We start from the raw sequence: 23816 nt of genomic DNA, 5'->3' as shown, positions 1-23816 counted from the left end.
CTGTTCTCGACGCGGTGGCCGTTGCACAGTATCGGAGCCGACCGACGCTCGCGGGCCCCGCCCCGCGATCGGAGCTCCTCCCTCTTCCCTCGCTCACTACTTCGGAGCAACACTGGGGGGCCCGAGAACCGGAGGCCCGGATGACTTCACACCTGACCGACAACGCCACCGATGCACCGGGCACCCGCGTGCACGCGACCGAAGCCGAGGCTCGCGAGCTGGCGGAGTCCGCGCGCGAGGCGGAGTGGCGCCGGCCGAGCTTCGCCAAGGGGCTCTACCTCGGCCGGTTCGACCTCTCCCTGGTCCACCCGCACCCGCGCGGCGCAGCCGCGGACGTCGAGCGGGGAGAGGCGTATCTCGACCGGCTGCGCGCCGTGTGCGAGACGCTCGACGGTCAGCGGATCGAGCGCGAAGACCGGATCCCCGACGACTACCTCGCGGCGCTCGCCGACATCGGCACCTTCGGCATCAAGATCCCCCAGCAGTACGGCGGGCTCGGGCTCACCATGGCCTACTACGGTCGCGCACTGATGCTGGTGGGGTCGGTCCACCCGAGCCTCGGCGCCCTGATCTCCGCGCACCAGTCCATCGGGGTCCCGGAGCCGGTGAAGATGTTCGGGAGCGAGCAGCAGAAGCAGGAGTTCCTGCCGCGCTGCGCCGGAGGCGCGATCACCGCCTTCCTCCTGACCGAGCCCGACGTCGGGTCCGACCCGGCCCGGATGTCGTCCACCGCCACGCTCTCCGAGGACGGCCGCAGCTACCTCCTCGACGGCGTCAAGCTGTGGACCACCAACGGCGTCATCGCGGAGCTGGTCGTCGTGATGGCCCGGGTGCCCGAGCACGAGGGCGGTCGCGGCGGGATCAGCGCCTTCGTCGTCGACGCCGCGTCCGAGGGCATCACCGTCGAGAGGCGCAACTCGTTCATGGGCCTCAAGGGTCTCGAGAACGGCGTGACCCGGTTCCACCAGGTGCGGGTGCCGGCCGGCAACCTGCTCGGTCGTGAGGGTGACGGGCTCAGGATCGCGCTCACCACCCTCAACACCGGCCGACTGTCCATCCCGGCGATGTGCGCAGCCGCCGGCAAGTGGTCGCTGAAGATCGCTCGTGAGTGGTCGGCCGAGCGGGTGCAGTGGGGAAAGCCGGTCGGTCAGCACGGCGCGGTGGCGGAGAAGATCTCGTTCATCGCAGCGACGACGTTCGCTCTGGAGGCGGTGCTCGAGCTGTCCGCGGAGCTCGCGGACGCCGGCTCGAAGGACATCCGGATCGAGGCCGCGCTCGCCAAGCTGTGGTCCAGCGAGATGGCGTGGCGGGTGGCCGACGAGCTGGTCCAGGTCCGCGGGGGCCGTGGCTACGAAACGGCTGCGTCACTCGCGGCGCGTGGCGAGCGAGCGGTCAACGCCGAGCAGGTGCTGCGGGACCTGCGGATCAACCGGATCTTCGAGGGTTCGACCGAGATCATGCACCTGATCGTCGCTCGCGAGGCGGTCGACGCCCACCTCGCCGCTGCCGGCGACCTGGCAGTGGCTGATGCGAGTGCCCAGCGCAAGGCGAGGGCCGCGGCCAAGGCGAGCGGCTTCTACGCGAGGTGGCTGCCGCAGCTCGCGGTCGGCAAGGGGACCGTCCCCGGTGCGTACGGCGAGTTCGGACCGCTCGCCGGCCACCTGCGGTACGTCGAACGGTCCTCGCGCAAGCTGGCCCGGCAGACGTTCTACGGCATGTCACGGTGGCAGGCGAAGCTCGAGCACAAGCAGGGCTTCCTCGGCCGCATCGTCGACATCGGTGCCGAGCTGTTCGCCATGACTGCCGCGTGCTCGCGGGCCGCGATGATCCGCGCCGACGATCCGTCGCAGGGGGACGCGGCGTTCGCGCTCGCCGATGCGTTCTGCGAGCAGGCCCGCCTGCGCGCGGAGCACCTGTTCGACCGACTGTGGGCCAACACCGACGACACCGACCGACGGGTCGCCCGCCAGGTGCTCGACGGTGACTACGCCTGGGTCGAGGACGGCGTGATCGACCAGTCGGAGGGCACCGGTCCGTGGATCGCGCCCTGGGCGGCAGGACCCAGCGAGCACGAGACGGTCCACCGCAGCTACCGCTGACGACCAGGACCGAGCAGCCTCATGACTGGTTGAGGTCGACCGCCTCGCGGACGAGGGCGACGAAAGCGTCCTCGTCGATCTCGTCCCCCTCATGGATGTCGATCGCCCGCCTGGTGCCGGCATCGAGGCTGGCGTTGAACAGCCCGGCGGGGTCGTCCAGCGCGGCACCCCTGGCGAAGGTGAGCTTCACCTTATCCCCGTAGGTCTCGACAGTGCAGATCAGGCCCGAACGGGAGAAGGTCGGCACGCCGTCAGGGTTCGACTCCTTGCGCCACTTCGCCTCCTCGACGACGTCGGGCTCGGCCTTCGTGATGAGGGCACGCAGCCGGTCGACCATGTCGCTCCGCCAGTCATCCGCCATGCCGGGACCATACCTGCGCTCCCCCGGGCGGACCGCTCAGTTTTGGTGCTCCGCAGGAGACTGGTCTCGTGATCGAGGTGGAGCCAGAGCGGTTCGAGGAGATGGTCCGCTCGGCGCTCGACGGACTGCCCGCGGACCTGGGTCAGATCCTGAGCAACGTCGCCGTCACCGTCGACCTCCACGGAGGCAGGCCGGGCCTGCTCGGGCTCTACCAGGGCATCCCACTGACGCGGCGCACCTCGTCCTACGCCGGCGTCATGCCGGACCGGATCACGATCTACCGGCGGGCGATCTGCGCCCGCTGCTCCACCGAGGAGGAGGTCGTCGAACAGGTCCGCCGAACCGTCATCCATGAGGTCGGCCACCACTTCGGGATCGGCGACGCGCGCCTGCGCGAGTTCGGTTGGTGACGACGCGCGGAGGTCTCCGGACGAGCCGTCAGGCGTCGTCCGCCTCGAAGAGCGCGTCGACGTTCGGGAGGTCGACGAACCGGGAGACCGTGCCGGCTTCCACGAGCTCCTTCGCGGCCTCGAGCACCCCGCCCCAGGCAACGCGGGCGAGCGTGCCGCCGACGCTGATCCGCCGGGCTCCCAGCCGAGCGGCCTCGGCGACGGAGATGAACGGCGCGTTGATCAGGAGGTTCACCGGCTTGGGCGCGACGGCGCCGATGATGGCCGTGACGTGCTCGGCGGACTCGATCCGAGGGGCGTAGAGACAGTCCGCGCCGGCTGCGGCGTACGCCTGCAGCCGTCGGATCGCCTCGTCGATGTCGGGCCGGCCGCACACGAAGCCCTCGGACCGGCCGGTCAGCAGCACGCCGGTGCCGGTCTCGTCGATCGCGCGCCGCGCCGCGCGGACTCGCTCCACCGCGAGGTCGAAGTCGTAGAGCGGATCCGCTTCGTCGCCGGACGAGTCCTCGATGGAGAGACCGGCGACCCCGGTGGCTACGGCCAGCTTGACGTTCTCGGCGACCTGGTCCGGCTCCACCGCGAACCCACCCTGGAAGTCGGCGTTGACCGGCACCGTGACCGCCCCGGCGATCGCCCGCAGGTGCGCGAGCGACTGCTCCAGGGTCAGCTCGTTGTCCGTGCGCCCGAGCGTCCAGGCCGCGCCGGCACTGGTCGTCGCCAGCGCCGGGAAGCCCAGCCGCTCCAGGGCTCGCGCGGTGCCGACATCCCACGGGTTCGGCATCACGAAGCAACCCGCGGTGTGCAGGTCGTGGAATGCGGAGATCCGGTCGCGGTGGTCGTCCATGGTCCCCATCATCACCCGCGCGGGAGCGACCCGCGCCGGAATCACAGTCGCCAGTCGACCTGGGCGTCCGGGTCAGGCTCGTAGCTGCACCACAGGCCGGTACGCACGCGGGAAGTGAGATGGCGCGCGACCACCGGGTCGGCGCTGTGGATCGCGTTCAGCGCGGTGGCGATGGCCTTGCGGACCGCGATCCGGGCGCGCTCTGCGCCGCTGCCGGCGCTGCGTGGTCGACCGCCGAGGCCGGTGGCAGCGGAGACCTCCGCCAGCAGGGCTTGCCGCTCGGCGGTCAGCTGTTCGCCGCGCCTTGCGTCGCCCGACACGTCGGCCTCGTCGAGCTCGGTGTCGATATCCGCGAGGCGGCGGCGGTAGGACGCCAGCGCCTGCGCATCGACGACCTCCCCGAGCCCAGACTGCTCCACCGTCTCCCCTCCGCCGGCTAGACGCAGTGCGGACACCTCTCGGCCCGGGCTCGACAGCAGGACGTGCAGGTGCTCGAGCCCGCGGCGCGCCGGGATCGCCGCCTCGTCGACTCCACGCCCGACCAGCCACACTCCGGCGGGTCCGGGTCGCAGGGTCATTCTGGTGGACCGGAAGGCCTCGACCGCGGCCGGCGCAGCCGCCTCGAGACGCTCGCGCCACCAGGTCGCGCCGATCCGTCGGTACGTCGTCAGCGCCTTCTCACGTAGTGCAGCTGCCCGCTCGGCGTCGCCGAGACGTGCGCAGGCCCGGGCGAGGGTGTCGTCGGTGACCCCGTGGAACGTCACCGCTCCAGCGTTGATGACGGACCGGCCGGCGTACGGGAGCAGGAGCGGAGTGATCGTTTCGACCATGTCGTCGAGGCCGGTCGCAAGAGCGACATCGAGCAGCAGATGCAGGACCAGGAGGTAGTTGTGGTCGCGGGGCAGCTTGGCCAGCACTCGGTCGTCGAACATCGAGGCGAGGCGTCGAGCGTCGTCGACCAGCCCGATCTCGCGATACAGCCACGCGATCTCGGCGTAGATCTCGCGGATCCCCTCTCGTTCCGCGATTGCCTCGCCCTCGCGCATCCGCGCGACGAGAGGCTCGCTCCGGTCGCCGGCCTGGACACCGCAATAGCCGATGAGCGCACTCACCACGAAGTAGCCGTCGGGAAGCTCATCCATCGTCTCCTCGGCGAGCGACACCAGCGGCGCTACGGTGTCGGTCCGGCCCCGCATGAGGTCGAGCATCAACCGCCGGGTAGCGGCGAAGAAGAGGGCCTTCCTCGACTCCTCGCCCAGCCGCTCGAGAGCGTGCAGCTGTCGGTTGAGCTCGGACAGGTCGAGAGTCTCGGCGGCCACGGTCAGCAGCCACAGGTGTGCGGTCGTGCGCGCGTCGGCGTCGCCGAGGTGCGCCGCCGCGTCGGCGAGCTTGCCGGCGAGATCCACCCGGACCTCGAGCTCGTCCGGCCCCCAGTGTGTGGCGAGCGCGGCGTCGAGCGCGCTGGCCAGGACAGCCGGATCGCCGGTGGCCTCGGCATGCTTCACGGCAGCGATGGCGAACGGCACGGCACGCTTGTGCTCCCCCGCGTAGGCCCAGCAGCGGGCCAGCGCGGCACCGAGGAGAGCGCGGTCCAGGTCAGCAGCGCCGGCGACGTATGCCTCGAAGAGGACGGCGGGAATGCGGCCCGGATCGGTGCCGAACACATAGGTCCTGGCGAGGTCGAGCGCCGCCTGCGTGCGCGCCTCGACCTCGTCAGCGTCCATGGCGGTCATCGTGACATCAGGGCCGCAGCAGCGTCACTGCTTCGGCGTGCCGCGCGACGGCCGCTTCATCCCAGTCGCCAGTGCAGTAGACGCTGATCTCGGTGATCCGGCCTTCCTCGTCGAGATCGCAGACGAACGCCTCGCGGCAGTACCACTGCTGCCCCCCCGTCCTCCCACCGCTCCTCGACCTTGACCGTGTAACCGTCGGCTCCGGCCAGCACCTTCTCGACCCGGGTCCGCCCGGACGGTGGGTGGGACTGTGTCTTCGAAGACGCAACATCCTCGGCGCCGTGCGCCTGGACCCGCCAGTGCGGAAGCGTGATGTCGGCGAAGACGTCGGGTGCGAACAGCCCGTCGGTCGCGCCCGTCTCGAGGAACACGACGAGCCGGTCGACGCTAGCTCGGACGTGGGCCGGAATCTCGCTCGCGATGGTGGTCATGACAGGTCACCCGCCGTCGCGAGGTTGGCCTCGATGACGGCCATGGTCGCTTCGAGACCGTCGGTCGGGCTGAACTCGACGAGACTGGTGCCGCCCGAGATCAACGGCAGGTGACCGGGCGGCGCGTGGTAGGCGTCGCCGGCGCCGTAGGTCTCCTCGTGGTCGGCCCAGCGGAAGGTCACCTGACCGCTTTGGACCACACCCCAATGGGTGCACTGGCACCGGTCCTCCGGCAGCCCGGCGAAGAGCGGAGCCGGATCGACGTCCTCCGGGTAGGACTCGAACCCGACGGTGTATCCGTCGAGCTCGGCGTACCGGCCCTTGAGGACCGGCAGGTCCACGCTCACCGGCGTGGTCATCTTGTTGGCACTGGGCACGACTACCTCCTGGTTTGGTTGGAGCTGAACTCACCCAGGAGGCGTGACTTCTCGAATCACACCGTGACCTCAGGGCAAGCTGCTCTCGACCACGGACACCGTCATCACGACCTCGCCGCCGGCGCGGGTCAGGAACCGGACCGGCATGCCGGGAAGGTCCTTCGCGAACCAGAGGACCTTCTCGCCCTCGCCCTCGCGGACGGTGTAGCGCAGGCAGTCCAGCTCACCGAGCGCGGTCTCGATGCGCTCGGACTCGATCGTGGTGTCGGCGGCGGGGAACGACGCGTGGCTCTGGAGACCGAGCCAGGTCACGTGCTCGATCTCGGGCTCGGCGAGGGGTGAGTGGTCGAGCGCGAGCGTTGATCGCCGGATGGTGGCACCGGAGTCGTCGCACTCGACGTACGTCGTCACCCGGTGGTACGGCGCCTCGCCCTCGATCTCGACCAGGACCCGGATCGTCTTCCCGACCGCGCACCGCTCACGGATCTCGGCGGCGGTGAACGGGGTGGGCGCCTGACCGGGCGCGAGGACGTGCGGGTCTCCGCCTTCCGAACGCGACGTCATGCTCCGCCGCGCCGGCTGACCAGCGCCTCCATCGCATCCAGGCAGCGGCGGTCGGCGGTCGCCGGGACCAGGATCAGCTCGTCGCAGCCGGCGCCCTCGGCGTCGTCGAGCAGCCGGGCGACTGCGTCCGGCGAGCTGATCGTCACCTCGTCGGCCATCGCCGCCGCGATCTCGTCGCCGGCGAAGGCGAGGTAGCGGCACACGTAGTCCCGGAGGGTGGCCTGGGGATCGTCGATGCCCAGCGCGACGAAGCACCCGGTCACCTTGCGAGGCGTCGGTCGATCCGCGGCCGCCCAGGCCTCGTCGGCGCGCTGGTTGGTCGACTCCATCTCGGCTCGACGCCCCGTCACCGTGAACCCGGTGACCCCGTCGGCCCACCGGGCGGCCCTGGCCATCGACTTCGGGCCCATCGCCGCCGCCAGGATCTCGGGGATCGCCCCGGTCAGCGCGGGACCCACCGGGTCGGCACCGGGGAAGGGCGGCTCGCCCGCCAGCAGCTGTCGGAGCTCTGCGACCTTGGTGTCCAGCCGGGCGTGCCGGGCATCCAGCGGAGCCCCGAGCGCCTGGTAGTCGTGCTCGCGCCCGCCCACCCCGACGCCCAGCGAGAGCCGGCCCGGAGCGAGCTGGTCGAGGGTGCCGACCTGCTGGGCCACCATCGCCGCCGGGTGCGCAGGAAGCACCCACACGTTGGCCATGATCCGCACCCGGCGAGTGACCGCGGCCGCCGCCGCCAGGGACGCCACCATCTCGGGGTTCGAGAAGGTCACCCGCTCCCCCGCGGAGACGCTGGAGAACGGTCCTTCGTCGATGGCCCTCGACCACTCCACCGTGGTCCCCGGGCCGTAGTCGCGAGCCATCTGCGGCAGGGCGACACCGATCTGCATACGGATCCTCTCGGCTTTTCTGGGAGTGACTTTCAGCGGGCTGGGTAGTGGATCGTCATGGATCCGCGCAATGCCTGCGGCTGCCACGAGGACTACCACGAACTCGGTGTGCATCGTCCGGGCTACGCGCTTGCCCCGGCAGCCCAGACCGAGGCCGCGGACGGCGTAGCGCCCGCTGGTGCCGCCTAGCTCGGCCAGCCCTTCTCGTCGATGTACCAGCCCGCCGAGGTCAGCACGACGACGATGAGCAGCGAGAACAGCAGTCCTCCGGCGATCGGCAGGAACCACCCCGGCGCGCGCCTCGAGCGGACGGCGACGACCTTCACCACGACGGCACCGAACACCATGCACGCGAGGACCTCGTGGACGATCGCCCGGGCGGGCACCTCGTAGCCGTGCGCCGTCGTCCCGGTCTGGAAGCCGAAGGCCCAGATGCAGTGATAGCCGACGAACACCGCGAGCAGGAGGGCGAGCGCCCCTGAGGCGCGGTGCGCCGTGCCCAGCCAGGACGGCGCCTTGATCCCGAGCTTGCCGTAGATCCAGAGCGCTCCGACGAGCTGGCCGACGGCCAGCACCCCGATCACCGTCGACACCACCACCTTCATGTCGCGGACGTCGTTGAAGCCGAGGGTCGTCGTGCCGTCGAGGGTCGGGTCGTGCACCTTGCTGAACACCCCGAGCAGCAACGCCACGACCGCGCCCGCGGCGAAGGCGCCCAGGGGGATCGCGATGCTCTTCCGGTCAGCGGTGTCAACGGTCTCTGCCATCGGACCAGCATCCACTGCAGCCCGCCCGGTTGTGAATGGCCCGAACGGGTGAGCGCACCCTCGCTCAGGCGTCCGGATCGGCGGCGTAGGTGAGGACCTCACCCATCGCGGTGAAGTCCTCGGGACTCCGGAGCTCGACCTGGGTCAACCACACCACGACCGTGTCGGACGACGGGATGACGTAGCCGGCAGTACCGGTGCCACCGACCCAGCCGTACCGGCCGGGCACGTTCCAGGGGTCGATCTGCCGGATGTCCACCGACCCTCCGAAGCCCCACCCCTGGCCGCCGAGGAACGGATGGCCCGGCCCGCCGTCGATGTACGACGTCATCATCGCGGTGACGGACTCCTCCGCGAGGACGCGGTGCCCGTCGTGGACGCCGCCGGCCAACAGCATCCGGCCGAAGGCGTGCCAGTCGTCGACGGTCGACACCAACCCGCCGGCGCCGGACTCGAACGGCGGCGAGCGTGACCACTGCCCCTCGGGTGGGTCGACCAGCTCGAGGTCGGTCCCGTCGCGGAGGTAGAGCGACGCGAGCCGGTCGGTCCGGTCGGTCCAGAAGGCGGTGTCGTCCATCCCGGTCGGACCGAGGACCGTGTCGGTCAGCACCTCGCCCAGCGTCCGGCCACTCGCCCGGGCGAGGAGGACGCCGAGGATCTCCGAACCGAGGTTGTAGGTCCAGCCCTCGCCGGGATGGTGCACCATCGGCACCCCGGCGAGGCGGGACATCCACTCGTCCGGCGCCGGGCGCTGTTGCGGGCGGGGCGGTCCCTCGCCCAACCGCTCGGAGAGCACGCTGACGATCGGAGCGTCGAAGCTGTCGGGCATGCCGTGTCCCGCTTGGAACGTCAGCAGGTCGCGCACCGTGATCGGGCGCTTCGCCGGCACCAGGTTGCTCGGCTCGTCGACCGGACCGGTGACCGATCGCAGCACGGACGGCCGTGCGAGCTCGGGCAGCAACGAGGCGACCGACTCGTCGAGACCGAGTCGACCACGTTCGACGAGGACCATCGTGGCCGCGGCCGTGATCGGCTTGGTGAGGGAGGCGATCCGGAAGACCGTGTCGCGTGTCATCGGCTCACCGCCGAGCGTGCGCTGTCCGGTGATCGCCACCTCTGTCTCGCCACCGCGGGACACCAGCGCGACCGCGCCGGGTATCGCCGGGGACACGCACGCGGCGTCGACCAGAGGTTGCAACGAGGTCACCGCTCCACCATGACAGAGGTCGGTGAATGACCGGGACCGTCAGGGACATCCCTGAGCCACCCCTGGTTCCTGTGACGACGGCTTGCTTCCTTACGCCGTAAGGTTAGGGTGGAGGTCCACGGACACCGAGCAAGGGGAGCAACCATGAGGGCAGCAGTCGCGGAGCGTTACGGACCACCCGAGGTCGTCAGGATCGTCGAGATGCCGATGCCGGCGCCGCGGCGGCGCGAGGTGCTCGTGCGGGTGCGGTCGGTCGCCGTGACGGTGGCCGACGCCCGGGTGCGCGGCTCGCGATACCCGCGCGGGTTCACGCCGTTCGCCCGCGCCGCCTTCGGCATCCTCCGGCCGCGCCGCCCCGTCCTCGGCATGGCGTTCTCGGGGACGATCGAGGCCCTCGGCTCCGAGGTGCAGGGGTTATCGGTGGGCGACGCGGTGGCGGGCATGACCGGCTTCGGGATGGGCGCACACGCGGAGTACGTCGCCGTCGCGGCCACCAAGGTCGTGCCCAAGCCGGCAGGGGTCAGCCACGACGAGGCGGCCGCTGTGCTGTTCGGTGGCAGCACTGCGTTGGCCTATCTCCGCGGCAAGGCCGCCGTGCAACCGGGCGCCACCGTCCTCGTCAACGGTGCTTCCGGCGCCGTCGGCAGTGCCGCCGTCCAACTGGCCAAGCACCTCGGCGCGACCGTCACCGCGGTGACGAGCACCGCGAACGTCGAGCTGGTCCGCAAGCTCGGCGCCGACGAGGTCGTGGACTACACCGCCACGCCGGCCGCCGAGCTCACCACGAAGTACGACGTCGTCATGGACGCGGTCGGCAACATCGGTCTGGCCGCGGGCCGGCGGCTCCTCACCGAGCACGGCGTGCTGCTGCTCGTCGTCGCCGACTTCTGGGACCTGCTCCGGGCACGCGGCAACGCTAAGGCGGGTACGCCTCCCGAGCGGGCCGAGGACTTCGCGGAGCTGCTCGGCCTGGTGGCCGACGGGCACCTCACTGCGGTGATCGACGACGCCGTCGCCGAGGACGGGCTGGAGGCGCTCGTCGCCGCGCACGCGCGGGTCGACTCGGGTCGCAAGGTGGGCGACCTGGTCATCCATCCCTGAGGTCGGAAGGCTCAGGCGCGGAGGCACGACATCATGGCGGGCCGGTCGGGTACCACGCAGGCATGAACCAGGTCCCCGCTTCGAAGGTGTCCGCGCTCGCCGAGGGTGCCGCCTCCGCCGCGGGCAGCGTCCTGGCCGGGGCGTCCCGCGCGATCACCTGGTCGCGTGGGTCGCGGAAACCGCTCCACCCCGAAGGCGACGTGGTGACGGGACGCCTGGTCCGGACCGGGGGCGACGAGCCCGCCGGCGTCCCGTGGCTGGACTCGCCCGGCGACGACGAGGTGCTCGTCAGGATCTCGCGGGCTATCGGGCTGCCGCGCGCGCTACCCGACATCCACGGGATCGCGGTGCGCATCCCGGTGGAGGACCGCTTCGCCGACCTGCTGCTGGCGAGCACCGGACTCGGCCGGTTCACGCGATTCGTCCTGACGGCGGGCTTCGACGTCGGGCGGCGACCACTGACCACCCTTCTGCCCTATCGAGGCCCGTACGGGCCGGTGCTCGTCGCCGCGCGCGCGGCGGCCGACCCGGTCGACCTGTCCGACCCGGTCGACCCGGCCCTCTCGTTCGACCTCCTGTGGTCCCGCGGTCTGGGTGAGTGGGTGCCGTTCGCCCGCCTGACGGTGTCCGACGCCGCAGGACCGGACCCGGCGATCTCGTTCGACCCGGTGCGCAATCCCCTTCCCGGGCTGGAGTTCTACGGATGGGTCCAGCGGCTCCGGGAGCCCGCCTACCACGCGGCGCGCGATGCGAGCGGTCGGGCGACCGGCCGGTAACCGTCTGCTCCCCCGCGGATCGGGAACCGGTCCTCGATGCGAGTAGTCGTCACCGGAGCGACCGGCAACGTCGGGTCCCGGCTGGTCGAGCGGCTGGCCGGAGACGTCGAGGTCAGCCACGTCCTCGGGGTGTCCCGCCGGGAGCCGGACGCCCTGCCCGAGGGCGCCGACTGGCGGCGGGTCGACGTCGGGGAGAGCGTCCCGACCGACCTGCTCCGCGGCGCCGACGCCGTGGTCCACCTGGCTTGGCTGTTCCAGCCGACGCGAGACCCCGCCATGACCTGGCAGGCGAACGTCACCGGCACCGGCCGCCTCCTGGACGCGGTCTCCGAGGCGAGCGTCCCTGTCTTCGTGCAGGCCTCGTCCGTCGGCGCCTACAGCCCGGGTCCGGCGTACCCCGTCGACGAGTCGTGGCCGACACACGGCGTCCCGACCGCGGCGTACAGCAGGGAGAAGGCGTACGTCGAGCGGATGCTCGACGCCTTCGAGGCACGGCATCCCGCGACGCGGGTCGTCCGGCTGCGCCCGGCGTTCATCTTCCGCCGCGAGTCGGCGGTTCAGCAGCGGCGCCTGTTCGCCGGACCGCTGGCGCCGACCAAGCTGCTCGCCAGCGTGGGCCCACCTGCCCTCCCCGATCCCGGGGTGACGCTGCAGGTGGTGCACACCGACGACGTCGTGGAGGCCTACCGGCTCGCGCTGGTCCGCAAGGTCGACGGCGCCTTCAACATCGCCACCGATCCCACGCTGAACGTCGGTTCGATCGGACACCTGCTCGGCCGGCCGGTGCTCCGCGTGCCCAAGGGACTGACCCGTCGAGCCGTTGCGGCTGCCTGGGGTGCCCGGCTGGTGCCGGCCTCCCCCGGCCTCTTCGACCTGCTCGCGCAGATCCCGGTGATGAAGACGGACCGCGCTCGGGCAGAGCTCGGCTGGGAGCCGGAGCTCGACGCCTTCGCGACCTTCATGACGTTGTGGGAGGGGTTCCAGTCAGCGGAGGGCGGCCCGAACCCGCCGCTCGCGCCGGGCACGAGCGGCCGGTTCCGTAGCCACGAGTTTCGGACCGGGATCGGCGCCCGTCCGTGACTCAGACCCGGTGGTGGGCCCGGTCGTGGACCGGCTTCCCGAGCGCGAGACCGAGCCCGATCATCGCCAGCCCGAGCACCACGTGGAGCCAGTTGTCCGCGTCGTTGAGCGGGACGAAGTTGGCCTTGTCGTGCCGGTCGACGAGCAGGCCGTAGACCGTGAGGACCAGGTAGACGACGCCGCCGCCGATCAGGAACGCGCGGGCGCCGCTCCACGTGCGAGCGAGCAGGAATCCGACGATCCCGAACAGCAGGTGCACGATGTTGTGGAGCACGGAGACCGCGAAGACGCCGAGCAGCTCGGCGCCGGAGTGGTGGCCCGCGAACTCCATCTTGTCGAAGTTCGTCGTCACTCCCGGGATGAAGCCGAGGATGCCGACGAGGGCGAAGGTGGCCGCCACAGCAAGCGCGGCCTTCTGCAACAGGGTCGACGAGGCGCCCTCTACTTGGTGAGTCATGCCCCGGCGGTACCCGTACCCGGTATTCCGAGACGGGCGCGTCACCGAGTCGTGACCTGCTCCGCGGCGTCTGCCAGGAGCTCGACGACGTGCACGCCGAACGCCACGTCGAGCGGGTGCGGCGTACCGGACCCGGCGGCCGCCACCAGCTCGCGTGCTGCCGTCCGGAACGCGTCGACCGCGGCGCCCTCGGGGCGAGGTGGCATCGGGAGTACGCCGTGCTCGCCCCAGACCGCCGCCTCGAACCCGACGGCCGCCGGCGGCGCGTAGGCCGACAGGGTCGCCGTGCTGGTCGCGCCGGACGCGTGCGTGAACGCCAGGATGACCAGGTCGCGCTCTCCCCCGGTCGCCCACACCGTCTCGATCGGTCCCAGGGCTGCCGTCAGCGTCGAGATCGCGTGCGGGCCGATGTCCCACAGGGCGCCCTGCTCGTGACGCCACGGCGAGGCTCCGAACGGGTTGTCGGCCGCGTGCAGGTCGCTGAACCAGCGCAGCCACCCGCCGCGCAGCTCGTGCTCCTTGACCTCCGCGAACCACGAGCGCTGCGCCTCGACGAAGCGGTCGGTGAAGAACACGACGGAGCTCACGCCGGAGAGGGCCGCGGCGTCGCGCACTTCCCGCGCCCGACCCGGATCGGTCGCGACCGGCTTCTCGAGCAGCAGGTGCCGTCCCGCTCCCGCCACCCGGATCGCGAGCTCGGCCTGCACGTCGGGCGGCACCGCGAACGCCACTGCCTCCACGTCGCCGACCAGCGCGTCGAGGTCGGTGTACGCCGTGGTCCGCAGCGCCGTCGCGAGCGTCGCGGCACGCTCCTCCGACCGTCCCCAGACTCCGACGAGCTCGATGTCCGGGGTCGCCGCCAGCGCCGGACCGTGCACGCGCTGCGCCCAGGGTCCGGTGCCGATCAGTCCGAATCGCATGTCCCCACTCTTCCGCACCGGTGCCCACGGGCCGGCGCAGGCGTGAACCGTCGACAGAAATGGGACGTTTGTCGAAACAGTCAAATTTCCCATTCGGATAAGTTGGTTGGCATCCTCTTTGACCGAAATAGCCAGATATGGGTCACAATGAGTCACATGCATCCGAGCAACGCCGAACTCTTGCACTCGGTCGACCTGAAGACTCTCGGGTCGCGCGTGCGAGCGGCGCGCGTCGCGCGGGGCTGGACCCAGGCCGATCTCGCCGGCGAAGAGATCTCCGTCGGTTACGTCTCACGTATCGAGAGCGGCACCCGCCGGCCCAACCTGGCGGTGTTGACCAGTCTTGCCTCTCGCCTGGAGACCCCGATCGAGCAGCTGCTCCAAGGCGTCACGGCGAGTCAGTATGACGAGATCCGCCTCGGACTGGACTACGCCGAGCTCGCGCTCGAGACGGGCGAGGCGCTCGACGCCGAGCGGCAGGCGCAGAAGTACCTCGGCATCGCGGTCCAGGCTTCACTCCCCGAACTCAGGAGCCGAGGCCGGTACCTGTATGCCCGCGCGCTCGAAGCCAACGGAGAGCTCGACGCGGCCATTCTCCAGCTCGAAGAACTCGTTCAGGACGCCTCGGGCCTCTATCTCATCCAGGGCGGCATCGCGCTGAGCCGTTGCTACCGCGAGACCGGTGACCTCGCGCTCGCGATCGAAGCAGGCGAGCGGATCGAGGCTGCCATCGCCGAGACCGGGCTCGACGCGACCGACGAAGCCGTCCAGCTCTCTCTCACGGTCGCCGCGGCGTACATCGAACGCGGCGATCTCCATCGCGCCAACCGGATCTGCATGACCGCGATCGAGCGCGCGGAGCGGCTGGCCACCCCGGGTGCCCGTGCCGGCGCGTACTGGAACTCCAGCTACATCCTGTCCGAGCGCGGCGACGTCCAGGGTGCGCTGCCGATGGCTTCGCGTGCGCTCTCGATCCTCGCCGAAGGACGAGACGGTCGAAACCTCGCCCGCCTGCGGATCCGGGTGGGAGAGCTGCAGCTGCAGTCCGACCCACCGGAGATCGATCTCGCCCTCGCCCAGCTTTCCCAGGCACGCGAAGAGCTGGTGTCGTCGAGCGCGAGCGACGTGGACCGCGCCTACAACGAAGTGACGATGGCGCATGCGCATCTGATGTCCGGCGACCCGCATCGCGCGCTCGAGGCTGCCGACCTGGCCGAAACCATGGCTGGTCCGAGCGGTCACCTGGTCAGGGCCGGCGCGATCGTCGTGCGCGGGCAGGCACACGCGGCGATGGGTCTCCAGGAAGAGGCACGGCGGTCGTACGTCGACGCCGTCCATGTCCTGTCAGGCGCCGGCGCGGACCGTGACGCGGCGCAACTGTGGTTCGAGCTCGCAGACCTGTTGGAAGAGGTCGGCGATCTGGACGGTGCTCGCGAGGCCTACCGAAGTGCAGCCGCGACCAGCGGACTCTCCCCACGGCATCGTGCGAGCCGTCATGCAGCCACCAGCAACGCGGCGGTGAAGACCTAACCCGAACAGGTCAGCAGCAAAGAACCCTGCTGCTGGTCGGCGACTTAGCAGCGTCAGCCGGCGCGGCCATACCAACGGTGGTGGCCAGCGCGACGATGAGGCTTGCCACGGTGAGCTTGATGGTCTTGTTCATTTGAACTTCCCCCTGTGCTGGAGCGATGGGTGGAGCCCGAAATTTTTCCGAGCCATGGCTAAAGACTGTCACATTTGGTCACATTGGCAAGTCAAATCGTGCTAGCGTCTGCTTCATCGGAACGGAAAGCCTCCAACGATCGCCGTCAGCGCTCCCCCCGCGGGCGTGCGATTACGCGGAGTAGGCTGTTCCGGCCGGGCTATTCCCCCAGTCCGGAGATCGACCCCCTGCCGTTGGAGCCGGCAGGGGGTCGACAGTTTTTAGGCACCGGTTCCGATAACTCCTGGCGGCGTCAAGACGCCTGGAGCGGGCGTCCGTGCCACTCACGAAGGCGGTTTGCCTGCCTAGCCGAGGAGGTGGGCGAGCAGGATCCGGAGGCCGATCAGGACCAGGATCACGCCGCCGACCAGCGTCGCCCAGCGGCCGAGGCGCTCCCCCACGCGCGCGCCGACGTAGACAGCTCCGAGCGACAGCACGCAAGTGATAACCCCGATCACGGCGACCGCGGGCGCGACCTGGACCTCGAGCACGCCGAAGGTCACTCCGACGGCGGCGGCGTCGATCGAGGTGGCGATCGCGAGCGGCGTCACCGTCCGGACGGTGACCACCGACGTCGCACCGTGGTCGTCGTCGTCCTCGAACGACTCCTTGATCATGTGGGCACCGATCAGGGCGAGCATGCCGAACGCGATCCACGGCGTCGCCGAGCTCACGGCGTCGGCGAACCCGAAGGCCAGCAGCCACCCGAGCACCGGCATCAGACCCTGGAAGAGCCCGAACATCCCGGCGATGAGGAACGCGTCACGGAAGCGCGGGCGACGCAGCCGGAGGCCCTCCGCCAACGACACCGCGACCGCGTCCATCGCCAGCGCGAACGCCAGCACGACGACCTCGGCGGGAGTCACGAGAGCACCGTTCTAACCGGGAAATAGACGCCGGACCGTGACCTCTGGGGGGGTCGGCCACGGCCCGACTGGCCCAACAGTACACACCCCGGAGCGGGACCTGTCACTCCCCCGCGACCCTCATCGGTCATTCCCAGAAAACCCTGTCGACGACCGCGCGGGCGCGCCGGGTGACCCGCAGATAGTCGTTCACCATCGCGTCGGATTGGTCGAGCGGATAGCCGAGAATCCCTGCCACGGCGCGGCGTTCACGCGACGGCCGCGGCATCTGCTCGACCGGTTTTCCGCGTGCGAGCGTCGCCGCGTTCCGCACCTTGCTGACGGTGCGCCAGCCCTCCGCCAGCACGTCCGCGTCGTCGGCGGCAAGCAGCTCGGCCTCGGTCGCCGCAGCCAGCGCCGCGAGGGTCTGGGTGGTGCGGAGGCCGGGGACCTCGGCGCCGTGCCGGAGCTGCAGCAGCTGGACCGTCCACTCGATGTCGGCGAGGCCGCCGCGGCCGAGCTTGAAGTGCAACGCGGGGTCCGCGCCACGCGGGAGCCGCTCGTTGTCCACCCTCGCCTTGATCCGGCGCACCTCGACGATGTCGTCCTCGGCGAGTCCGGCCGCCGGGTACCGCAGCGGGTCGATCATCGTGGTGAACCGCTCGCGGACGTCGAGGTCGCCGACGACGGCGTCCGCCCGCAGCAGCGCCTGTGCTTCCCAGACCTTCGACCACTTGGCGTAGTAGGCCTCGTAGGCGTCGAGCGTCCTGACCAGTGGTCCCTGCTTCCCCTCCGGGCGCAGGTCGGCGTCGACCACGAGCGGGGGGTCGCCGCCGGGAAGCGCCAGCGTGCGGCGCACCTCCTCGACAACCGCCTGGGCGTACGACGCTGCCTGGTGCTGGTCGACCCCGTCCTCGGGGTCGTGCACGAAGAGGACGTCGGCGTCGCTGCCGTAGGAGAGCTCGAACCCGCCGTACCGGCCCATCGCGATGATCGCGATCCGGGTGGGTGGCGCGTCCAGCTCGCGCGCCAGCCGGACTCTCTCGCCCGCCACCGCGAGCGTGGCTTCGAGGGTGGCGTCGGTGATCCGGGACAGCGCGTTGCCGACGTCCGCGACGTCGGTCAGCCCGAGCACGTCGCCTGCGGCTGTTCGGAGCAGCTCGCGACGCCGGACGGCGCGGACCGCGCGGACCGCCTTGTCGGCGTCGGGTTGTCGCCCGGCGGTCGCGAGCATCTCCTCGGTGAGCACGTCGGAGGACTGCGGCGCCAGCTCGCCGCCGAGCAGCTTGATCCCCTGCGGCTCGCGTTCGAGCAGGTCCGAGCAGTAGCGGGAGGTCGCCAGCAGGTGGGCCAGTCGCTCGGCGATCTCGCCCTCGTCGCGGAGCGTGGTGAGGAACCACGGGGTGCGGCCGAGGGCCTCGCTGATCCTCCGGAACCCGAACAGGCCGGCGTCCGGGTCCGCGCCGTCGGCGAACCACTGCAGCATCGCCGGCAGCAGCGTCCGCTGGATGTTGGCGGTACGGGTGACACCGGCGGTCATCGACTCGAGGTTGCGCAGCGCCGCGGCCGGGTCGTCGTACCCGAGCGCAGCGAGCCGGGCCTGCGCCGCCTCGGACGACAGGCGGACGTCGTCGCCGGGGATCCGGGCGACCGCCGAGAGCAGCGGCCGGTAGAAGAGCTTCTGGTGCAGTCGGCTGACCTCGCGCCGGTGGTGCTGCCAGGTGCGGACCAGTCGTCGATCGGGCTCCTTCGTGAAGCCGAGGCTGCGACCGAGTCGCCGCAGGGAGGCGTCGTCGTCCGGCACCAGGTGGGTACGCCGCAACCGGTGCAGCTGGATGCGGTGCTCGAGCTGGCGGAGGAAGGCGTAGGCGGTGTGCAGGGCCTCGCCGTCCTCACGCCCGACGTACCCGGCCTCGGTCAGCTGCGCGAGCGCGCTCAACGTCGCCGGTGGCCGGACCTGCTCGTCGGCCCGGCCGTGCACGAGCTGGAGCAGCTGGACGGCGAACTCGACGTCGCGCAGTCCGCCCTCGCCGAGCTTCAGCTGACGGTCGGCCTCCTTGGCCGGGATGTGGTCGATGACGCGACGTCGCATCGCGCGGGCGGCGTCGACGAAGCCCTCCCGATCGGCCGCCGACCAGACCATCGGGGAGACCATGGCGACGAACTCCCGGCCGAGCTCGATGTCGCCGGCGACAGGGCGGGCCTTGAGCAGCGCCTGGAACTCCCAGGCCGCGGCCCAGCGCTCGTAGTAGGCGCGGTAGCCGGCGAGGGTGCGGCTGAGCGCGCCGGCCTTGCCCTCCGGGCGGAGCGCCGCGTCGACCGGCCAGATCGTGCCTTCGGCCGTGTGGGCCGAGCAGACGTTCATCAAGCCCGAGGCGAGGCGGGCAGCGACGCGGGCCGCCGCTACGTCGTCCGCGCCGTTCGCAGGTTCGTGGAGGAAGATGACGTCGACGTCGGAGACGTAGTTGAGCTCGTGCCCACCGCACTTGCCCATCGCGATCACCGAGAGCCGGGCCAGCGCCGACTCCTGACCCAGCTGGGCGCGGGCGACCGCGAGCGCGGCGTCGAGGGTGCCGGCCGCCAGGTCGGAGAGCTCGGCAGCGATGTCGTCGACGCCGAGATCGTGGGCGAGGTCGCGCGCTGCGAGCGGCAGCAGCAGCCGGCGGTAGGTGACCCGCAGCGCATCCACCGCCTCGGCCTCGGGGAGGGTCGCCACGGGCGCCGGGTCGCCGGGGTCCGCACCCACCGCCTCCAGCAGCGCCGCCCGGAGCGCCCACGCGGCCGGACGGGTGGTGCCGAGCGTCGGGTCAGTGAGCATCCGCCAGTGGTCCGGGTGGCCGACGAGGTGGTCGGCCAGCGCGGCGCTGGCGCCGAGGATGCAGAGGAGGCGCATCGCCGTGCCCTCGTCGGCCGCGAGCGCCGAGAGCAGGCCGTCGCGGTCGTCGACGGCTTCGGCCAGCCGCACCAGGGCCGACAACGCGGCGCTCGGCTCGGCCGTCCTGCCGAGGATGGCGACCAGCTCCTGCCCGGCAGTGCCCAGCTCGGCAAGCTCCTCCAGCGCCCGATCGACCTCGACGAACCCGTGCCGGCGCAGCTCGCTGCGCAGCGTCGCCCGGTTCATGCGGTCACGGTAGCGGCGAACGCCTTGCCCAGATCGCGCCACGACAGCTCGAGCTCGGCCTCGGCATCCCGGACTGCGATCAGTCCCGCGTCCGCGCGTGGGCCGGGTTCGTTCGCCGCCCAGCTCTTGATCATCTCCAGCGTTGCCTCGGGGTGCCACTGAACGCCCCACACCGTCGGAGCGAATCGCATCGCCTGGATCTCGCCGAGCGCCGTCGCAGCCAGCAGCACTGCTCCGGGAGGCGGATCGAGCACCAGGTCCTCGTTCCACTGGATAGCTCGGCGGGGCGTGGCGAGGCTCGCCACGAGCGGGTCGGTGGCGGCCGCACCGGTCCACCCCACCTCCAGTACGCCGATCTGGCGGCCGCGGGCGCTCCGGCCCACCGAGGGCGACGGCGGCCAGCTGGTGGCCGAGGCAGACTCCGAGCGTCGGCACGGCGTCGCGGGCCGCCTGGCGCAGCAGCTCCTTCGTCGGGGTCAGCCACGGATGCACGGCATCGTCGTCGGCGCCCATCTCGCCGCCGAGCACGACCATCGCATCGTGGCTGGAGAGGCCACCGGGCAAGCCCTCCCCGTCGTACGGCCGTCGTACGTCGAGCTCGCAGCCCGCATCGACCAGCCATACCCCGAGCCGGGCAGGAGGGCAGCCGTCCTCGTGCTGGACGACCAGGACCCTCATCTCACAGGACGGGCAGCATGCGGTCACGCTCGAACGCCGACACCTGGCCGCGGTACTCGTCCCACTCGGCGCGCTTGTTGCGGAGGAAGTAGTCGAAGACCTGCTCCCCGAGGGTCTCGGCGAGCAGCTCGGACCGCTCGGCGATCTCGATCGCCTCGTTGAGGTTCTTGGGCAGCGGTGCGATACCGAGGCTCCGGCGCTCGGCCTCGGTCAGCGCCCAGACGTCGTCCTCTGCCTCGCGCGGCAGGTCGTAACCCTGCTCGATGCCCTTGAGCCCGGCCGCGAGCACGGCCGCGAACGCGAGGTAGGGGTTGCAGGCAGCGTCGATGGTGCGCAGCTCGATGCGGGTCGACTGGCCCTTGAGCGGCTTGTACATCGGCACTCGGATCATCGCGGACCGGTTGTTGTGGCCCCAGCAGACGTACGACGGAGCCTCACCGCCGAACATCATCCGCTTGTAGGAGTTGACCCACTGGTTGGTCACGACGCTGATCTCACCCGCGTGGTGGAGCACGCCCGCGATGAACTGGCGGCCGATCTTCGACAGCTGGTACTCGGCGCCTGGCTCGTAGAAGGCGTTCTGGTCGCCCTCGAAGAGCGAGACGTGGGTGTGCATCCCGGACCCCGGTTGGTCGGTGAACGGCTTCGGCATGAACGTCGCCCAGATGCCCTGGCCGAGCGCGACCTCCCGGATCACCGTGCGGAAGGTCATGATGTTGTCGGCCGTGGACAGCGCGTCGGCGTAGCGGAGGTCGATCTCCTGCTGGCCCGGACCGCCCTCGTGGTGGCTGAACTCGACCGAGATCCCCATCGCCTCGAGCATCGTGATCGCCTCGCGGCGGAAGTCGGAGCCGTCGGAGTGGGCGGCGTGGTCGAAGTAGCCGCTGCGGTCGATCGGCACCGGCTCGACCCCCGGCTGCGGGTCGTCCTTGAACAGGTAGAACTCGATCTCGGGGTGCGTGTAGAACGTGAAGCCCTGCTCCCCTGCCTTGCCGAGCGTGCGCTTGAGCACGCTGCGGGGATCGGCGTACGACGTCGAGCCGTCGGGCATCACGATGTCGCAGAACATGCGGGCGGTCGACGGTCCCTCGCCCCGCCACGGGAGGATCTGGAACGTCGCCGGGTCGGGCTTCGCCAGCATGTCGGACTCGTACACCCGCGCGAAGCCCTCGATCGCCGAGCCGTCGAACCCGATGCCCTCCGCGAACGCGCCCTCGAGCTCCGCCGGCGCCACTGCGACCGACTTCAGGAAGCCGAGCACGTCGGTGAACCAGAGCCGGACGAACCGGACGTCACGCTCCTCGAGAGCGCGGAGTACGAAGTCTTCCTGCTTGCCCATGGGGAGAGCCTAGGGGCTGATCAGTCGCGAGGGATGTTGGCCTCGATCTCAGCCAGCCACGCGGCCGCGCTGGCGTCCGACGGCATCCGCCAGTCGCCGCGCGGCGACATGGTGCCGCCGTTGCTCACCTTCGGCCCGTTGGGCAGCGCCGAGCGCTTGAATTGGCTGGCGAAGAAGCGCTTGACGAAGACCTCGAGCCAACGCCGCACGGTCGCGAGGTCGTACGACGTACGCGCCTCCTCCGGGAACCCCGGTGGCCAATCCCCCGCCGCCGGGTCCTTCCACGCGTGCCACGCGAGGAACGCGATCTTGCTCGGGGTGTAGCCGAGCCGGATGACGTGGAAGAGCGTGAAGTCCTGCAACGCGTAGGGGCCGACCGAGTCCTCGGTCGCCTGGGGCTTGACGCCCTCGGTCGTCGGGATCAGCTCGGGGGTGATCTCCTGCTCGAGGATCTCGCGCAGCACCGCATCCGCTTGGTCGTCGTAGTCGCCCCCGTGCAGCTGCTTGCTGTCGATCACCCACCGGATCAGGTGCTGGATCAGCGTCTTCGGGACGCCGGCGTTCACGTTGTAGTGCGACATCTGGTCGCCTACGCCGTACGTGCACCAGCCGAGCGCGAGCTCGGACAGGTCGCCGGTGCCGAGCACGATGCCGCCGCGGTGGTTGGCGATCCGGAAGAGGTAGTCGGTGCGCAGCCCGGCCTGCACGTTCTCGAAGGTGATGTCGTAGACGGCGTCACCCTCGCTGTAGGGGTGGTCGAGGTCCTTGAGCATCTGCTCGGCGGCCGGCCTGATGTCGATCTCGGCGAAGGTGCAGCCGAGGGCGGTCGCGAGCCGGGTCGCGTAGGACTTCGTCGTGTCGCCGGTCGCGAAGCCCGGCAGCGTGAACGCGTGGATGTCGCTGCGGGGGCGGCCGAGCCGGTCCATCGCCTTGGCGGCGACGATCAGCGCGTGCGTCGAGTCGAGACCGCCGCTGACGCCGATGACCACCTTCGGCTGACCGATGGAGGTGAGACGCTGCTCCAGCCCGGAGACCTGGATGTTGTAGGCCTCGTAGCAGTCGAGCGCCAGCCGGGCGGGGTCGTCGGGGACGAACGGGTAGCGGTCGACCTTGCGGAGCAGCCCGATGTCACCGGTCGGCGGGTCCAGCACGAACTCCACCCGGCGGTAGTCGTCGGTCACGACACCGACGCCGCGCCGGTTGTCGTCGAAGCTCCCCTGTCGCAGCCGCTCCTGGCGCAGCCGGTCGAGGTCGACGTCGACGACCATCGCCCGCGGGCCGTCCGGGAACCGCTCGCTCTCTCCGAGCAGGTCGCCGCACTCGTAGACCATCGACTGGCCGTCCCACGAGAGGTCGGTCGTCGACTCCCCCTGGCCGGCGGCCGTGTAGATGTACGCAGCGCTGCAGCGGACGCTGGCCGACTGGACGAGCAGCCGCCGCCCCTCGGCGCGACCAACCGTGACCGGGCTGGCGCTGAGGTTGGCGAGCACGGTCGCGCCGGCGAGAGCGGCCTGTGCGCTCGGCGGCACGGGGACCCACATGTCCTCGCAGATCTCCACGTGCAGGTGGAGGCCGGGGACGTCGGTCGCCGTGAAGATCAGGTCCGGCCCCAGCGGCACCTCCTGGCCGGCGAGCTCGACCGTCTCTCCGCGGACGTCGTCGCCCGGCGCGAACCAGCGACGTTCGTAGAACTCCCGGTAGTTCGGGAGGTAGGACTTCGGCGCCACCCCGAGCACGCGGCCGCGGTGGATCACGACGGCACAGTTGTAGACCCGGTTGCCGTGCTCCAGCGGCGCCCCGACCACCATCACCGTGCGCAGGTCGGCCGACGCATCGACGAGCTCGTCGATCGCCGTACGGGCGGACTCGAGCAGCGTGTCCTGGAGGAACAGGTCGTCGAGGGCGTAGCCGGTCAGCCCGAGCTCGGGGAACACCGCCACCGCGACCCCCTGCTCGTGCAGCGCTCGTACCTGCTCGAGCGTCCGTGCCGCGTTGGTCGCCGGATCCGCGAGCGCGACCGGCACCGTGCCGGCCGCGACCCGAGCGAAGCCGTGGGCATAGGCCGAGTAGAAGTCCACGGAGGGAGTCTAGGGATCGGGCTTCCGATGAGTACGACGCTG

At 70.9% G+C, this 23816-nt stretch carries 23 protein-coding genes and 1 pseudogene; 6 read left to right on the top strand and 18 right to left on the bottom strand.

Features of this window, described 5'->3' with window-relative positions; translation table 11 throughout:
* Positions 1 to 140: 140 nt before the first annotated feature.
* Positions 141 to 2099 carry an acyl-CoA dehydrogenase family protein gene (locus SHK19_RS09335; protein ID WP_322938483.1) on the top strand — a complete coding sequence of 653 codons (1959 nt, stop codon included), beginning with the start codon at positions 141 to 143 and terminating at the stop codon, positions 2097 to 2099.
* A gap of 19 nt (positions 2100 to 2118) precedes the next feature.
* Here the strand turns inward: SHK19_RS09335 and SHK19_RS09330 are convergent, their stop codons facing one another.
* Entirely contained in the window at positions 2119 to 2460 is a 342-nt protein-coding gene (locus SHK19_RS09330; protein ID WP_322938482.1) for a DUF1801 domain-containing protein, read from the bottom strand.
* Positions 2461 to 2528: 68 nt separating this feature from the next.
* Between SHK19_RS09330 and SHK19_RS09325 the strand changes: the two genes are divergently transcribed.
* Positions 2529 to 2870, top strand: coding sequence for a metallopeptidase family protein (locus tag SHK19_RS09325; RefSeq protein WP_322457286.1), 342 nt, complete (start codon positions 2529 to 2531; stop codon positions 2868 to 2870).
* Between the two features lie 28 nt (positions 2871 to 2898).
* On the opposite strand, the gene SHK19_RS09320 is transcribed toward SHK19_RS09325, so the two are convergent.
* From SHK19_RS09320 to SHK19_RS09285, 8 genes are all read right to left on the bottom strand, one after another.
* Complete coding sequence (locus tag SHK19_RS09320) at positions 2899 to 3714, bottom strand: isocitrate lyase/PEP mutase family protein (protein ID WP_322938481.1); 816 nt, start codon at positions 3712 to 3714, stop codon at positions 2899 to 2901.
* A 41-nt stretch (positions 3715 to 3755) separates the two neighbouring features.
* A complete protein-coding gene (locus SHK19_RS09315; RefSeq protein WP_322938480.1) occupies positions 3756 to 5438 on the bottom strand; it encodes a hypothetical protein in 1683 nt (560 codons plus the stop codon).
* 65 nt (positions 5439 to 5503) lie between these two features.
* A complete protein-coding gene (locus SHK19_RS09310) occupies positions 5504 to 5878 on the bottom strand; it encodes a hypothetical protein (RefSeq protein ID WP_322938479.1) in 375 nt (124 codons plus the stop codon).
* Complete coding sequence (locus SHK19_RS09305; RefSeq protein ID WP_322938478.1) at positions 5875 to 6255, bottom strand: cupin domain-containing protein; 381 nt, start codon at positions 6253 to 6255, stop codon at positions 5875 to 5877. The genes SHK19_RS09310 and SHK19_RS09305 overlap by 4 nt, the downstream gene beginning before the upstream one ends.
* Positions 6256 to 6324: 69 nt before the next feature.
* Positions 6325 to 6819 carry a DUF3108 domain-containing protein gene (locus tag SHK19_RS09300; RefSeq protein ID WP_322938477.1) on the bottom strand — a complete coding sequence of 165 codons (495 nt, stop codon included), beginning with the start codon at positions 6817 to 6819 and terminating at the stop codon, positions 6325 to 6327.
* A complete protein-coding gene (locus tag SHK19_RS09295; RefSeq protein WP_322457292.1) occupies positions 6816 to 7703 on the bottom strand; it encodes an LLM class flavin-dependent oxidoreductase in 888 nt (295 codons plus the stop codon). The genes SHK19_RS09300 and SHK19_RS09295 overlap by 4 nt, the downstream gene beginning before the upstream one ends.
* Before the next feature lie 185 nt (positions 7704 to 7888).
* Positions 7889 to 8470, bottom strand: a complete 582-nt coding sequence (locus SHK19_RS09290; RefSeq protein WP_322457294.1) for a DUF6529 family protein — start codon at positions 8468 to 8470, stop codon at positions 7889 to 7891.
* Between the two features lie 64 nt (positions 8471 to 8534).
* Entirely contained in the window at positions 8535 to 9677 is a 1143-nt protein-coding gene (locus SHK19_RS09285) for a serine hydrolase domain-containing protein (RefSeq protein WP_322938476.1), read from the bottom strand.
* A 144-nt stretch (positions 9678 to 9821) separates the two neighbouring features.
* Here SHK19_RS09285 and SHK19_RS09280 point away from each other — a divergent pair, with 144 nt between their 5' ends.
* The 3 genes from SHK19_RS09280 to SHK19_RS09270 all read left to right on the top strand — a co-directional run bounded on the left by SHK19_RS09280 (position 9822) and on the right by SHK19_RS09270 (position 12634).
* The gene (locus SHK19_RS09280; protein WP_322938475.1) at positions 9822 to 10778 is read left to right on the top strand and encodes an NAD(P)-dependent alcohol dehydrogenase; all 957 of its coding nucleotides are present in this window, start codon (positions 9822 to 9824) and stop codon (positions 10776 to 10778) included.
* A 62-nt stretch (positions 10779 to 10840) separates the two neighbouring features.
* Positions 10841 to 11554 carry a hypothetical protein gene (locus SHK19_RS09275; protein WP_322938474.1) on the top strand — a complete coding sequence of 238 codons (714 nt, stop codon included), beginning with the start codon at positions 10841 to 10843 and terminating at the stop codon, positions 11552 to 11554.
* 36 nt (positions 11555 to 11590) lie between these two features.
* Positions 11591 to 12634: an NAD-dependent epimerase/dehydratase family protein gene (locus SHK19_RS09270; RefSeq protein WP_322938473.1), complete on the top strand. Its 1044-nt coding sequence runs from the start codon at positions 11591 to 11593 to the stop codon at positions 12632 to 12634.
* 1 nt (position 12635) lies between these two features.
* Here SHK19_RS09270 and SHK19_RS09265 read toward each other — a convergent pair whose 3' ends face one another.
* Both SHK19_RS09265 and SHK19_RS09260 read right to left on the bottom strand, forming a co-directional pair.
* Positions 12636 to 13091 carry a DUF4383 domain-containing protein gene (locus tag SHK19_RS09265; RefSeq protein WP_322938472.1) on the bottom strand — a complete coding sequence of 152 codons (456 nt, stop codon included), beginning with the start codon at positions 13089 to 13091 and terminating at the stop codon, positions 12636 to 12638.
* A 41-nt stretch (positions 13092 to 13132) separates the two neighbouring features.
* Positions 13133 to 14011, bottom strand: a complete 879-nt coding sequence (locus SHK19_RS09260; protein WP_322938471.1) for a Gfo/Idh/MocA family protein — start codon at positions 14009 to 14011, stop codon at positions 13133 to 13135.
* A 156-nt stretch (positions 14012 to 14167) separates the two neighbouring features.
* Here SHK19_RS09260 and SHK19_RS09255 point away from each other — a divergent pair, with 156 nt between their 5' ends.
* Positions 14168 to 15541: a helix-turn-helix domain-containing protein gene (locus SHK19_RS09255; protein ID WP_322457301.1), complete on the top strand. Its 1374-nt coding sequence runs from the start codon at positions 14168 to 14170 to the stop codon at positions 15539 to 15541.
* A 10-nt stretch (positions 15542 to 15551) separates the two neighbouring features.
* On the opposite strand, the gene SHK19_RS09250 is transcribed toward SHK19_RS09255, so the two are convergent.
* The 7 genes and pseudogenes from SHK19_RS09250 to SHK19_RS09225 form a co-directional block, all read right to left on the bottom strand.
* The gene (locus SHK19_RS09250) at positions 15552 to 15674 is read right to left on the bottom strand and encodes a hypothetical protein (RefSeq protein ID WP_322457302.1); all 123 of its coding nucleotides are present in this window, start codon (positions 15672 to 15674) and stop codon (positions 15552 to 15554) included.
* Between the two features lie 344 nt (positions 15675 to 16018).
* Positions 16019 to 16579 (bottom strand): manganese efflux pump MntP, encoded by a 561-nt coding sequence (locus tag SHK19_RS09245; protein WP_322457303.1) that lies wholly within the window; start codon positions 16577 to 16579, stop codon positions 16019 to 16021.
* Between the two features lie 127 nt (positions 16580 to 16706).
* Positions 16707 to 19679, bottom strand: a complete 2973-nt coding sequence (locus tag SHK19_RS09240) for a bifunctional [glutamine synthetase] adenylyltransferase/[glutamine synthetase]-adenylyl-L-tyrosine phosphorylase (protein ID WP_322938470.1) — start codon at positions 19677 to 19679, stop codon at positions 16707 to 16709.
* Positions 19676 to 20062, bottom strand: coding sequence for a type 1 glutamine amidotransferase (locus tag SHK19_RS09235; protein ID WP_322938469.1), 387 nt, complete (start codon positions 20060 to 20062; stop codon positions 19676 to 19678). The genes SHK19_RS09240 and SHK19_RS09235 overlap by 4 nt, the downstream gene beginning before the upstream one ends.
* Positions 20063 to 20114: 52 nt before the next feature.
* Positions 20115 to 20192: pseudogene (locus SHK19_RS22100) on the bottom strand (hypothetical protein); the annotation flags it as partial.
* 166 nt (positions 20193 to 20358) lie between these two features.
* Complete coding sequence (locus SHK19_RS09230; protein WP_322457313.1) at positions 20359 to 21696, bottom strand: glutamine synthetase family protein; 1338 nt, start codon at positions 21694 to 21696, stop codon at positions 20359 to 20361.
* Positions 21697 to 21716: 20 nt separating this feature from the next.
* Positions 21717 to 23774: an NAD(+) synthase gene (locus tag SHK19_RS09225; RefSeq protein WP_322938468.1), complete on the bottom strand. Its 2058-nt coding sequence runs from the start codon at positions 23772 to 23774 to the stop codon at positions 21717 to 21719.
* Between the last annotated feature and the right edge of the window lie 42 nt (positions 23775 to 23816).

It is taken from the genome of Nocardioides bizhenqiangii (genome assembly GCF_034661235.1).
Taxonomy (GTDB): domain Bacteria; phylum Actinomycetota; class Actinomycetes; order Propionibacteriales; family Nocardioidaceae; genus Nocardioides; species Nocardioides bizhenqiangii.
Note: the sequence above shows the minus strand (reverse complement) of the source record. Positions and strands in the feature narration are given on the sequence as shown.